Annotated in this window: 11 protein-coding genes; 1 reads left to right on the top strand and 10 read right to left on the bottom strand. The window is 40.8% G+C overall.

From position 1 onward, the window contains the following. Nucleotides 1–13: 13 nt before the first annotated feature. Together ACQKCP_RS08515 and fmt are read right to left on the bottom strand one after the other, a co-directional pair. A complete protein-coding gene (locus ACQKCP_RS08515; RefSeq protein WP_427612001.1) occupies nucleotides 14–1,600 on the bottom strand; it encodes a transcription antitermination factor NusB in 1,587 nt (528 codons plus the stop codon). Nucleotides 1,601–1,665: 65 nt separating this feature from the next. After that, on the bottom strand, nucleotides 1,666–2,736 hold the full coding sequence (gene fmt / locus ACQKCP_RS08510) for a methionyl-tRNA formyltransferase (RefSeq protein ID WP_427612000.1): 1,071 nt from the start codon (nucleotides 2,734–2,736) through the stop codon (nucleotides 1,666–1,668). 327 nt (nucleotides 2,737–3,063) lie between these two features. Here fmt and ACQKCP_RS08505 point away from each other — a divergent pair, with 327 nt between their 5' ends. Next, nucleotides 3,064–5,817: a response regulator gene (locus tag ACQKCP_RS08505; RefSeq protein WP_427611999.1), complete on the top strand. Its 2,754-nt coding sequence runs from the start codon at nucleotides 3,064–3,066 to the stop codon at nucleotides 5,815–5,817. Nucleotides 5,818–5,922: 105 nt separating this feature from the next. On the opposite strand, the gene ACQKCP_RS08500 is transcribed toward ACQKCP_RS08505, so the two are convergent. The 8 genes from ACQKCP_RS08500 to rpmH all read right to left on the bottom strand — a co-directional run bounded on the left by ACQKCP_RS08500 (nucleotide 5,923) and on the right by rpmH (nucleotide 13,395). After that, a complete protein-coding gene (locus ACQKCP_RS08500) occupies nucleotides 5,923–6,597 on the bottom strand; it encodes a riboflavin synthase (RefSeq protein WP_057762236.1) in 675 nt (224 codons plus the stop codon). Nucleotides 6,598–7,032: 435 nt separating this feature from the next. After that, nucleotides 7,033–8,088 carry a bifunctional diaminohydroxyphosphoribosylaminopyrimidine deaminase/5-amino-6-(5-phosphoribosylamino)uracil reductase RibD gene (ribD, locus tag ACQKCP_RS08495; RefSeq protein WP_427611998.1) on the bottom strand — a complete coding sequence of 352 codons (1,056 nt, stop codon included), beginning with the start codon at nucleotides 8,086–8,088 and terminating at the stop codon, nucleotides 7,033–7,035. A gap of 126 nt (nucleotides 8,089–8,214) precedes the next feature. Further along, nucleotides 8,215–8,673, bottom strand: coding sequence for a transcriptional regulator NrdR (gene nrdR / locus ACQKCP_RS08490; RefSeq protein ID WP_057762240.1), 459 nt, complete (start codon nucleotides 8,671–8,673; stop codon nucleotides 8,215–8,217). Between the two features lie 87 nt (nucleotides 8,674–8,760). Further along, nucleotides 8,761–10,149 (bottom strand): tRNA uridine-5-carboxymethylaminomethyl(34) synthesis GTPase MnmE, encoded by a 1,389-nt coding sequence (mnmE, locus tag ACQKCP_RS08485; protein ID WP_427612040.1) that lies wholly within the window; start codon nucleotides 10,147–10,149, stop codon nucleotides 8,761–8,763. Nucleotides 10,150–10,429: 280 nt separating this feature from the next. Further along, complete coding sequence (gene yidC / locus ACQKCP_RS08480) at nucleotides 10,430–12,112, bottom strand: membrane protein insertase YidC (RefSeq protein ID WP_427611997.1); 1,683 nt, start codon at nucleotides 12,110–12,112, stop codon at nucleotides 10,430–10,432. A 215-nt stretch (nucleotides 12,113–12,327) separates the two neighbouring features. Continuing rightward, complete coding sequence (gene yidD / locus ACQKCP_RS08475; RefSeq protein ID WP_427611996.1) at nucleotides 12,328–12,708, bottom strand: membrane protein insertion efficiency factor YidD; 381 nt, start codon at nucleotides 12,706–12,708, stop codon at nucleotides 12,328–12,330. Between the two features lies 1 nt (nucleotide 12,709). Beyond that, complete coding sequence (gene rnpA, locus ACQKCP_RS08470; RefSeq protein WP_427611995.1) at nucleotides 12,710–13,081, bottom strand: ribonuclease P protein component; 372 nt, start codon at nucleotides 13,079–13,081, stop codon at nucleotides 12,710–12,712. Between the two features lie 179 nt (nucleotides 13,082–13,260). Continuing rightward, a complete protein-coding gene (rpmH, locus tag ACQKCP_RS08465; RefSeq protein ID WP_007394757.1) occupies nucleotides 13,261–13,395 on the bottom strand; it encodes a 50S ribosomal protein L34 in 135 nt (44 codons plus the stop codon). Between the last annotated feature and the right edge of the window lie 370 nt (nucleotides 13,396–13,765).

Genomic DNA, 13,765 nt, shown 5'->3' with positions numbered 1-13,765 from the left:
AGTTAAAAACGGTTTATTCAGCAGTTTTTTGTAGCAACGCATAATAAAAACCATCGCCGCTTGCGCTATCAATTGGCAAGCACTGACGACCGATTGCTTGTTCGATACCCCAGTTGCAATCGTCGGTAAACTCAATCACTACTGCATCATTATGATGAGTGATAAAGTCCTGCATTTGCTCGACGTTTTCTTGCTTCAAGATAGAGCATGTCACGTACAGCAAATAACCACCAGCTTTGAGTTGTGGCCATAAGTTATGCAAGATATCTGCTTGCAACAGTGCCGTTTGCTCGATATCTTCTTCAGTACGTAAGATACTGATATCTGGATGACGACGTATCACGCCAGTCGCAGTACAAGGAGAATCTAATAATATCGCATCAAATACCGGCTCATTTGTCGCCGCTTTTTTATTTTTGCCATACTGCCATCTGGTCGCATCTGCACAGACGATATTTAGTGCGATGCTGTTATTTGCTTGCTGCAAATCATGCTGACTCAAATTTAGGCGCTGTAAATTCTCACGAATACGCTCGATACGTGGTGCTTCATTATCAATAGCTGTTACCTTGATATCAGTAATCGCAGGTGACGTTTCAGATGATATCTCATTATTATCTTGTTTCACGTGAAACAACGATGATTCGTCATTAGCACTTATAAGCTCTAACCAATGAGCAAGCTTGCCACCAGGTGCTGCACAAGCATCTAGAATATGTATCTCATTATTCGTATTTTCCGTATCAGATTTTTCAGCAATGAGCTTAGCTATCAATGCTTTATTAATGATTGGTGCAGCTAATTGCGCATGCATGTCTTGGACGCTAGCCGTTCCTAAAGCGAAATCAGGCAAAGCGTTAACGGCAGTGCTTTGATGTAGTCTAAGGCCTTTGATCGATAGCGTAGTAGAAGTGGCAGACCCTGATGAGCTTGCTACCTTAAAGCCAGTCGTTAGCTCAACGATATCTGCATCAATTTCTGCACCATCCAATGCATGCTGATAATCTTCTACCGACGTAACCGCCGAATTCACTCGTAAAAACATCGGGGCTGGATGGCGCAAGCCTTGTGTCAGCTCATCATACTGTTCGCTCCAATCTTGTTTAAGCTGATAAGCGAGCCAGTTCGGTAGACTATGCTTTTTATCGCATTTCTTACGGAATTTGCTTGGATTCTTAGCGACTTTACGCAAAATAGCATTTACCAAACCAGTCGAATGAGCGAACTCAATTTCTTTGGCAGCTTCAACGGTTTCATGAATTGCAGCATGGTCAGCCACTTCTAAATATAGCAACTGTACTAAGCCGACTTGAATAGTGGTACGCACTTCAACTTCGTCGATAGGGTTGTCTGCTAAGCTATCGAGCAAACGTGCCAGCGCATGCCACTGGCGCAATGTCGTGAGCAATAATGCATGGGCAAAGCCTTTGTCACCATCGTGCAGACTATTTAGCAATGGATCAAGGACGCTTGAGAGCGACTGACCATTTTGAATAGCCAGTAAGGTACGAATCACACGCACGCGTACGCTGCCATTCATAATAAGATTGCTTGATGGTTTGAGCTTATTGTTTCTAGGCGCAGTACTGTTTTGTCTCATTAAATTTCATTTCCTTGACGTATGATCGATAGCGTCTTGTGCAAGTAGGTTAGATATAAGTAACGTTATTTTGTTTCTGACGTAAATTGATCGCCGTCATTTAATTGGTTGCCATGGCAAACTTGTTCAGCAGTCATTGGCTTACCACCCGCAAACTGTAAATGGGTAATGGCTAAAGTGGTGGCTGATGATTCAGCGTCACTCTCCTTACCACAAGCGACTAAAATCGCTTTTCGTCCGACACTGATAACCGTTCCAGCAGGTTCATTGGTTTGCTGCGATGTATTTACAGGTAAGCTAGCCAACACTTTGACACGTTGCCCTGCAAGAAAAGTATAAGCACCCGGCCACGGAGTCAGCCCTCGGATTTGGCGTTCGATAGCGGCAGCAGGCTGCGACCAATCAACTTCGCCTTCGGTTTTGACCAGTTTTTCAGCGTAGTTGGCTTGACTATTGTCTTGAGCGATAGCTTGAGCTTGATAGGCAGCTAAATCTTTTAGCACCGTACTAATGGCTGTCGCACCAAGTGCCGCCATCTTATCATGTAGGCTAGCAGCGGTATCATCAGAGGCAATACTTTCGCTAACTTTATAAAGCATGTCACCTGTATCAAGACCTTTGTCCATCTGCATAATGGTAATGCCAGTCTCATCGTCTCCGGCCAAGAGTGCACGATGGATAGGTGCAGCACCGCGCCAGCGTGGCAACAGTGAAGCGTGAATATTCAAGCAACCATGAGTAGGCGTCTCTAATACACCGATAGGTAGGATCAACCCGTAAGCAGCGACAATCATCACATCTGGTTGGTAGGTGCGCAGAGTTTGCCTAGCAGCTAGCCCTTCTGCACTAGACTTTTTGAAAGTGACTGGCTGCTCTACAGCGATATCATTTGCCAATGCAACTTCTTTTACCGCAGAGGCTGACAGCTTCTGACCACGACCTGCTTTACGATCAGGCTGCGTGTAAACAGCGACTATCTCTATATTCAGCGCTTCTTGCTGCTTAATTAATGACTCAAGGCTAATAGCAGCAAATTCAGGCGTACCCGCAAATACTACCCTTAATCGGTTAGTAGTTGGGTTATCATGGTCAGTAAGCGAGTTAGATGTATCAAAGGTAGGAGCAGTTGTAGTCATAATCATGCATTATATAAGGTTTATTTATTCATTATAGGTGAGTTTACGGCGCAGTGCCATGGTTGTAATGACCTCACTTCATGATAACCAATGACATTATTTGCCTTTATAATATCAAGGACATCGAACGTTCTATTTATATCTTTTACAAAACAATTTGGTGTTAATAACCACTCTCTGTAAACAGTAAGCCGTTATTCTGCTATAAATAGAAGGTAACACTAGAAATGTTAGACAATTCAACTGTCGTATAATTCACCTACTATATGTAGAAACTTCGTTTTTATTTCACTATATTTTTTCGTGTCGAGATAGGGCCACGCTTTCATGCAACAGTTTCAGTCCTTACAGCGCTTATTGATTTTCTATACCTTATCTCTCACGGTTATGTTACTGCTGTACTATGTCACACTGTTTGATGGGATGAAAAAACATAGTGAGCAACATAGCATAGACACTTTTTATGCCCTACAGCACAGTATTATTGAGCATGCAGCACCTGTAGATAGTGAAATAAAAAAAATCTTAGAACAACCTACTTTTGATCACCTTAGTTATCAGCTGATTTTGATGATGCCTTCTGGGCAGACCTATATTCATCATAATACTCGTCCCAATGAATCTGCTTTTTCTACCGTTGCTTTCCCTACCATCGGTACATCAGCTTCTAGCAGCAGCGACCATAGCTCCTATACAGTTAATAGTAATGAACTAACAGGAATCATTAATCTAAAAAGCGGACATCAGATTTATATCGTATTACGCCACGAACCTTTTGTTGTCGACTGGATATCTTACCGTTACTGGCTTCCTTTGATGGTCGCTATCGTACTATTTTTCATGGCATTGCTCTATATGCTCAATCGTCGAACTAACTGGGAACAATTACTGGTTTATACCGATAATTTGAGTAGCCGCGCAAAAGAATCTTATACGCCGCCGCCGTTTCTACAAAAGAAATCTACTACCGAGTTCATGCTGCTAGGTCATGCATTAAGTCGAGTCAGCTACCAACTACATAATGACTATCGGCGTATAAAAACATTGACTCATCGGTTAGAACGTTTGGTTGATCAGGCACCCTTACCAATGTTGATGAGTATACGACATGGTCAAATTAGTTTCTATAATCAGCGCTTTGAGCAAGTGTTTACTCCTCCTACACAGAGAGAGCAAAGCTATGAGCTGACTGATTTTGTTGAAGGGAAAGATGAGGCCACTCAAATACTGTTAAAAACTATTTCAAGTTTGCGCGTTACTCGCACACTCATAGTTTATGGCTTGGAGAACAAACAAGCCTACCAACTACACGTAACACCATGGTTCGGTGAACATGGGCAAGTTCACGGTTTTACTGTGATTTTTAATAATGTCGATGAAATTTTCCATCAATCTGAACAACTACAGCTGCACAACCAACAACTGCAATTACAAATTGATGAATCAAACGAAGCCCAAGCATTTATAGGTCGTAAGTTAAGGTTACCACTAGAGAAGATAATTGATTCGTTGGAACCCATCGACCCTTCAACATTGACAGCTCAAGGCAAAAAGACTCTAAATACATTGATTACAACCAGTCAAAGCATGTTGACTGTGCTCAATGAGACGCTAGCAACAAAGGAAGTTGAAGTCCGAAAAACACGTCTAAGTATCGAAACGGTTGATATTTATAAGGTAAGCAAAGAGGTTAGCAATTTAGTCACAAAAGAAATAAGACAACAAGGGTTAGAGTTGATCTATTTCTTTGCGCCGGACTGTCCTCGTTACATCGAAACTGATTACATTCGACTGCACCATATCCTATTAAATCTGTTGAAAAACGCTATTAGTTTTACAACATCAGGCTATGTCGCGCTCACTGTTGATCGTGTACCTGAAGATAAAGTAACGCGAATAAGTAATCAGCATTTAACTCCTAACAATGACACGACAATGCCTGCGCAGACATATTATTGGATTCGGTTTAGCGTAAAAGACACTGGAGCAACTATTACTCCTGAGAGAAAAAATCAATTAGTCAATATCTTGAATCAAAGCAATCATAACTTAGTTGAAGACAGTAATATTGGCTTGAGTGATGCCAATAGCTTTGCTCAGTTACTCGGCGGTTTTATCGAACTAAATAATACGGTGGATAAAGAAACGATATTTAGCCTCTACCTTCCTTATGCTCATACCACTTATCAATCGGTATATCATCGTTGTTCGCAGCTGCCCCATATTCACCTTATCGCTGTCATCAATCAGCCTCTAGTTGCTGAACATTTACAACGTTTGTGCGAGTACTTAACGATATCCGTGACTATCTACAGCACTTTAGATAGAGCTACTGTACAGCAGCTAAAAAATAAATTAAAACAAGATGAGCAAACCGTCATTCCTATCTTGTTATTAGATTATGAATACAGCGAATCCATCACCTTATCAGCTCATGCGAGCAACAAGTATAGCGAGCAACAAGAAGTGTTAAACGACCTAGTCGCTACGCCTTCACTACCGAAGATATTACTTAGCATGAAACTTGAAAGGCATATCCCTTCTACTTTACTAGGCCAATATGATGGATTTTTGACCAAACCCTTGGACGCAAGTTTATTACTTTCTGAACTGCTACGTTTAACCTTGTTTGCAAGGAAAACGCTAAACATACTGGTCAAACATCAATATGACAGCAGTCTATCTTTTGTAGAAGATACACCTAAAAAAGAAATCTTGTCTCCACTGATTTTGGTCGTAGAAGACAGTCCTACTAACCAAAAGATAGCCTGTAAGATGTTAAGTAAACTTGGTTATCGTAGCATCGTCGCAGAAGATGGACAGCAAGCACTTGAGAAACTCAAAAGCCAACGTGAAGAGATTTCTTTGATTTTGATGGACTGCCGAATGCCCGTTATGGATGGCTTACAAGCCACACAAGTGATTCGCTCGCAAGGTGATAAAATACCGATTGTGGCGCTAACTGCAAATAATACAGAAGAAGATCGTGAGGCTTGTATGCAAGTTGGTATGGACGAGTTTTTATCCAAACCCATTAGCAAAAAAGACTTAGAATCCGTTTTGCAGAGTTTTATACAATAAATCTCTAGTGCAAATAAAAAATACCCTATCGATATCACTTAGTCAAAGTAATATCGATAGGGTCAAAAACTTGGTACGAGGATAATATTTCGGTAAGCTTAATTGTTATTTCATAAACCCATTATCGGCCAAAAATGCTTCTGTGATTTGACTTTGCGGGTTTGACGCATTCATACCGCCAGATTGAGATTTATTTAATAGACGCTCTAGATAACGGGCAACGATATCTACTTCAATATTAACTTTATTACCTACTAACCAATGCTTAGCGATATTTGTCACTTGAGCAGTATGCGGAATGATATTTAGAGAAACAATATTGTCACGCACTAAATTGGTCGTCAGACTAATACCATCTACTGTAATAGAGCCTTTGGTCGCTGTATAGTGCGCCAGATCCTGGGGTATCTCAATCTCAATATAGATAGAACGAGCATCTTGTTGTAATTTACTAACGACCCCTACTCCATCTACATGACCAGCGACAATATGACCACCAAAACGAGTCGTTGGTAGCATGGCCTTTTCTAGATTGACCGTATGTCCGGCTTTTAACCCTTCTAATGCTGTTCTAGCAATCGTTTCACGTGAGACATCAACAGAGTAGTAGTTACTTCCGAGCTCTACCACGGTTAAACAGATACCATTCGATGCAATAGAATCGCCTAGCTTCACGTCACTGAAATCTAAGTCATCAGACTCTACTGTCAAACGTATGTCACCGCCTGTAGCCTGCATCGATTTAACTTTTCCAACGCTTTCTATAATTCCAGTAAACATATTACCCTCATCTCATTACTGTATTGCCTTCATAGGCGAATATTTTAGTTTATCAAATCATCTATCAATTCTTTATCACAATTTGTTCAAATATCTGACAGTGAAACATCGTTAGATTTGACCTTTAATAGGATAGATTGTGGATAAGTAAGGATAAATCAATAGAGGTATAGCTAGAAGTCGCTATAAATACATAGTTATCCACAATAAATAAAAATTTCACATGAAACCTATTTATTTATGAATAGACTTTTAAGATATTGATTTATATAAATATTTATTAAAATAACCGAGATGCGAACGTCTTTTGTGTTTCATGTGAAACAAAGTTATACACAGTTCCATGTGAAACACGTAAGTTAATAATTGATTTATCCATATTCTAAGGTTTTTTTTATAATTTTTGGAAAACCTACTCATACGAAGAATATTTATTTATAAAGGTAATAGGGTTAATTTGAGATCTGGGCCAAGCTGCTGATGACTTTCTATATCAAATCGTAACTGCTGAGCAAGGGACATAGGATTGAAATCAACCATGGGACGAGCTTGCTCACCAAGTAAACAAGGTGCTTGATAAACGATTAGCTCATCTACCAACTGTTGACTCAAAAAACTACCTGCAACGCTAGCACCTGCTTCCACCAACACATCATAGCACTGGTGCTCACTAACCAGTGTCGCCAACAACGCCGACAAATCGTCTTCATACCAATAAATAGTATCTGGATGCCGACACAGCTGATGATCAGACTGTAGGCTGTGCTTTAAACGCTGACGCCTATCAAGTATGACTATCTTAGGGTTAGGTATTTTTTCAGATGGTACGTCCAATTGTCTTGAGCGCACATTGAGCTGTGGGTTATCAGTTATTACGGTTTCACTACCTGTAATAATCGCACCACTTTGTGCTCGTAATTTTTGTACATCCTCGCGAGCAGCTGTCGAGGTAATCCACTTAGATTCGCCAGATGCCATCGCTGTACGGCCGTCTAAACTGGTCGCTATTTTCAATCTTACATAGGGCATCTGAGTGCGCATGGCTTTTAGAAAACCAAGGTTTAGTGCCTCTGCCTGCTCTGTCAGAACACCGACTGTTACCTCAATGCCAGCTTGCTCTAATAGTTTCACACCGCGACCTGCGACCTGCGGATTTGGATCCAGACCTGCAATCACAACACGCTTTACCTTAGCGGCAACAAGCGCCAACGCACATGGCGGCGTACGTCCCGTATGACTACATGGCTCTAACGTTACGTAAGCAGTTGCTCCTGCTGCTCGTATGCCCGCTTCTTTCAGCGCAAACACTTCTGCATGTGGTTCGCCAGCTTTTGGGTGAAACCCTTGACCAACAATCTGCTCTGCCTGAACAATAACGCAGCCTACTGCAGGATTGGGTCTAGTAGTATACAAACCGCGCTTTGCTTGTTCGATAGCGAGCATCATAAAGTAGCGGTCTTGTGCATCTTGAGCATGGCTTTGAGTAGACATAAGGCTAGGCTTAATAAATGGTTGAGGGTTCTATATAAGAAAGTAAGGTTTGAAAGCTGATTGGTAATTCTAATTAGTAATTAGGAATCACTTATCAACTAGGGCTTATTTAAAAGCTTACTTTGCTTACTTTTCATTTGGACGAATATTGGCAATTTCCTGATGAAATGCATCGATATCTTGAAAGTCGCGATACACACTAGCAAAGCGCACATAGGCGACATCATCCAAAGTTTTGAGCTCACTCATGATGATTTCACCCAAGACTTTACTACTGATTTCTCGCTCACCCATTTGCCTAACACGTTTTTCAATACGACTAATCATCGCCTCTTGTTCATCGATAGTGATAGGACGCTTTTGTAAAGGCAGTAAAATAGAACGGCGTAGCTTTTCATTGTCGTAAGGTTCAATCTTGTTACTTGATTTGATAATCCTTGGCATGACAACTTCTACCATCTCAAAAGTCGTGAAACGTTCTTGGCAGCTGTTGCACGAACGGCGTCGACGCACTTGTGCACCTTCCGCAGCAAGACGTGAGTCAATAACCTTGGTCTCTGACGCATTACAGTACGGACAGTGCATAGCATTTCCTTATTTTACGATTGAGAATAAGAGCAGTGTTTCTAAGATAGCTAAGTTTATTGGATAATAACAAAGACCACTTACCAGTTATTTACCAATACAAAAGCTACCAAATATCTTACCTAATAAGTCATCAGCGCTGAACTCACCTGTGATTTCACCCAAGCTCTGCTGTGCCTGACGTAAGCTATCAGCAACCAATTCACCCGCTTCGAATACCGTTAATTGCTCATGGGCTTCTGCCAAGAAATTAGCTGTCCGTCTAAGCGCGTCTAAATGTCTGGTACGAGCAATTAAACTGTTTTCTGGTGGATGAAAGCCTACTTTCTCACATAGTGCTTCAACCAAATTATCAATACCCACACCTGTTTCACATGAAACATTAACCTGATGATAGCCTCTGTTTTTGATTTCAGTTTGGGTCATAGCAGCACTTTTTTCACTACTATTATCGCTCAATAAATCGCTTTTATTAGCAATGATTAGTAAGCGTTTAGCTTCTGGCAGTTCACCAAATAATTGTTCAGCAAGCTGTAAAGGTGTACTTTCTTCTTCAACATCGCGAGTCACATCGTAGACCATCAGTAGCATATCGGCTTGCGTGATGGCAGTACGGGCACGCTCAATTCCGATACGCTCTACAGTATCTTCTGTCTCGCGTAGGCCTGCCGTGTCAGTCAGATGTAGTGTCAAACCATTGAGCACGACTGTCTCTTGCAGCGTATCACGTGTAGTACCGGCAACATCAGTCACGATAGCACGCTCTTGCCCTGCAAGGCGGTTAAGTAAGCTAGATTTACCTGCGTTTGGCCTACCTGCTAGCACGACATGGATACCGTCGCGCAAAAGCTGACCTTGCTTTGCCGTTGCTAGAACTTGTTGTATCTTATCTTGCGTTTGCTCAAGCTTGCTTTGTATGACTCCATCAGACAAAAAGTCCACATCCTCTTCATCAGGGAAATCAATCGCTGCTTCGACATGTAAACGAAGATGAATGAGTTGTTCTAATAGTTGGTTAATTTTTTGTGAGAACTCACCGCTTAGAGAGCGAATCGCACTACTAGCCGCCGCAGCACTGGTCGCATCAATCGCATCGGCAATTGCTTCGGCCTGCACCAAGTCCAACTTGTCATTATCAAAGGCACGATAAGAGAACTCTCCTGCACTCGCTTGCTTGGCGCCTAGCTCAAATACACGCGCGAGCAATTGGTTTTGTAAAATGACACCACCATGCCCTTGCAGCTCAATAACGTCCTCACCTGTGAATGAATGTGGGCCCTTGAAGAATAAGACCAATCCCTCATCGATGACAGTACCATCAGCCTGATAAAAACGACAAAAGCTGGCCATTCGCGGCGTAAAAGCAGACTTACCTGTTAGAGCGCATGCCATGTCGTAAGCACGGCTGCCTGATAGACGTATGACACCCACACCCCCTCGCCCGAGCGGCGTTGCAATCGCAGCAATTGTGGCCAATCCAGATGTATTAGACTTTTCAGAAGAATTAGGTACGGCTAATGCTGTCTCTAAGGAATCCACAATGACTCTCAATGTTTAAAAGCTCCATTATAGACGTCTGGACTCATACTGACAAAGCAAACTTTGAAAGGTAGCCGCATCAGACATATTTTCGTTTTAATATTTATAAACTATGGATAATGTTGATAAGCTGTGGATAACATTTACCACTTATCCACCACCTATAAAAAAACCACCGCTTGCGCGATGGTTTTTTATATTTCTGACAAAGAATTAATTAATCGACTACTTTTACCGTACGACGCTTCTGCTCTTCATCGACTTTTTTATTGACGATATATTGCTGAGTCATACTAAACAAGTTGTTGACTGTCCAATATAAAACCAAACCTGCTGGGAAGAATAGCATGAACGCAGTAAAGATAATCGGCAAGAACTTCATGACTTTTGCTTGCATCGGATCTGCTGGCTGCGGGTTCAACTGCTGCTGTACAAACATCGACGCACCCATTAACAACGGCAAGATAAACCATGGATCCATCGCTGACAAATCTTGAATCCACAAAATCCATGGTGCATGACGCAGCTCAACACTCTCTACCAACACCCAATATAAAGCTAAGAAAATAGGCATCTGCATCAAGATTGGTAGACAACCCGCCATCGGATTGACTTTTTCTTCTTTGTATATCGCCATCATCTCTTGCGACATTTTCATACGATCATCGCCATGCTCTTCTTTGAGCACTTTGAGTCTCGGCGCAATGGCACGCATTTTAGCCATCGAGTAGTAGCTCTTATTAGAGAACCACATTAAGGCAATTTTTACTAAGATAGTCAGTAAAATAATTGACCAACCCCAGTTACCAACAACCTTATGCACACCTTCCAAGATAGCAAACAAGACCTTTGATATTGGCCATAGCAGACCATAATCAACTGTTTTGTTAAGGCCTACAGCAACGTCTTTTAGCTCAGACTGAACTTTTGGACCTGCATACAGCGTTGCATTTAAAGTAACTTGTTTGTTTGGTGCTACGTTCACTGGTTGGCTATTGAAGCCGATAAAGTAATCACTACCTGTTTCACGAGTGAAGAATTTGCCAGTGAAGTTTTTAGGCGTCCAAGCAGATACAAAGTAATGCTGTACGATACCAACCCAGCCTTTATCGCTAGTGGTCGTCAACTCGCCGTCACTAAAATCACCAAATTTCAGCTTATTATAAGGATCATCCGGTGTACCCCAAGCGCCGCCTAGATAAGTCGCCATGCTCAGCGCGCCTTTATCAGACATACCAGGGTCTTTACTATCATCACGCTTTAATTGCGCAAACATCTGACCTTGCCAAGCATTGGTAGACGCGTTTTGAATCTGATAGCTAATATCGATTGGATATTTATTTTCAGTAAAAGTGAAAGTCTTGGTAATCGTCACGCCGTCTTTCTTGTAAGTAAGTGGCACTGACAACGTTTGCTGTCCATCTTCCATCACATAGTTGTTAGCAGTATGGTTATAAGTCGCTCTACCTTCTGCTGTATCAATACCGTTCTGACCAATAAGTCCAGATTGAGCCACATAAACACGGTTACTGTTGTTTTCTAACAATACGAAAGGCTTATCGCTATCGAGCGTTGCGTCATACTGCTTGAGCGCAGCATAAACAATATCACCACCTTCTGGATTGATTTTTATATCATAGCGATCAGTTGTTACCGTGATTAGACCAGCGTTTTTCGCAGGAGTCGCTGTCATAGCACTATTATCCACAGGTAATGTCTGTACCGGGATATCACCTGCTGCACCAGTAGTAGAAGGAATGTCAGCACCTACCGAACTCGTAGTTTCTGGCACCGCATCTACCGCTGGAGCATCGGCATAATCATCTCGCCATGCCAAAATCAGCAGATAAGCGGTAATTAGCATCGCAATGATGATCATCACCCGAAATATCTTTTGCATAAACCTTTCCTAGATTAAAAAATTAGGGAATGAAAAATTAGGGCATGTGTCATGACTGACCTACACAGCTGTCCTGTCACATTGCAACTGAATTAGTAGTCATTTACATAAAATGTGCATCATTTTACTAAAAATCTGTCTCAAATGATACCAAGAGTGTGGATAACTTGTGGGTAACTCAACAGAGTATCTATCTGAGACTAGAGAAAGCGACTTTATGTTGATTTCATCAAATGATTAAGCTGTGAAACATAGCTATTATTGTCTCGATAGACACCTAAACCCTGATTATCAGTATTTAATACATCAGTAAAAGATATGTATTGATAGTTATAAGAAGCTAAGGGTAAGGGTACAAAGTCTATGCCATGCCCACCTAATGGGTGACACCTGCTAAGACGTTTTAAAAGCAACCAACCACCCTTACGAGCGCCATGCCATGTTAAAGCTTGTTTGCCATAATTAGAGCATGTCGGATAATAACGACAACGTGCAGGTATTATAGGACTAACTATTTTTTGATAAAAAATTATTAAATTAAAAAACATATTATAAAAAATTTTATTTATATTTTTTATTTTAAATAAAAATTTCATTTTATTTTTTTTCTATTTTTTTAAATATATTAATTATTTGGTTTTTTAATTCTTCATTATCTATATCTTTAATAGGTTTTTTAACAATAAAAACGATATCTTTATTTTCCATTTTAAAAGCTTTGGTACGGAACTCTTCACGTACATATCTTTTGATCAGATTACGAGCGACAGCAGTAGGTACTTTACGTTTAGTAATAGCCATACCGACTCGCGGCTGTGCATGCTCGTTGGCGCGTACAAAAGCCATTAAATGACTCTGATGAATCTTGCGCTCAGGTGCGTCAAATACTTCACGAAAGGCTGCAGGGGTAAGCAGGCGTTGCTGTTTAGTGAAACTAGCTGCAGGTGTATCTGATAGAGTATTGGACATAGTACAACCTAGTAGAATAACGATAGAAGAAATGATAACAAATTATAGAGACAAAAAAAGCGCCGATGCGGGCGCTTTTAATATATGGCTAAGTGTCAGTTGTGATAATTGACTATCGCAATCTATAAACAATAGGAACACAACAAGCACTATTAGCCATGCTTATCGCAATCTACTGATTATACAGTAAGGCGATGACGTCCTTTAGCGCGGCGACGAGCTAAGACCTGACGGCCTTTTTTAGTTGCCATACGAGCACGGAAACCGTGAGTACGTTTACGCTTGATCACGCTTGGTTGGAATGTACGTTTCATAACTCACCTATCAAAATAATGGACTAAATTCGTAATAACGGAGGATTATACCATTCAGTATAGTTTTGGTCAATAAACTAATTTGCTTTGTCCTTAAATAGGAAATACCTCATACGAATCTAGTAAAGATATTTCCTTAAAACCTATTTCTAGTTAACCAAATTTTATAGTTATATATTCTATAACTTACAAAGTTATCCACAGTTTGGTTCAAACACTATAATAATAATTAATTAATATAAATATAGTATTGTTATTATTGGGACCATGATTATCTGTGGTTAAGTCTATTTTTATTTTTATTATCAATTTACTAAGCTATGGGTAAGCCTGTGGATAAACTGTGGGTTAAATATGGATAACTAGCTTG

Source organism: Psychrobacter sp. NPDC078631 (genome assembly GCF_050268165.1).
Classification (GTDB): Bacteria; Pseudomonadota; Gammaproteobacteria; order Pseudomonadales; family Moraxellaceae; genus Psychrobacter.
Note: the sequence above shows the minus strand (reverse complement) of the source record. Positions and strands in the feature narration are given on the sequence as shown.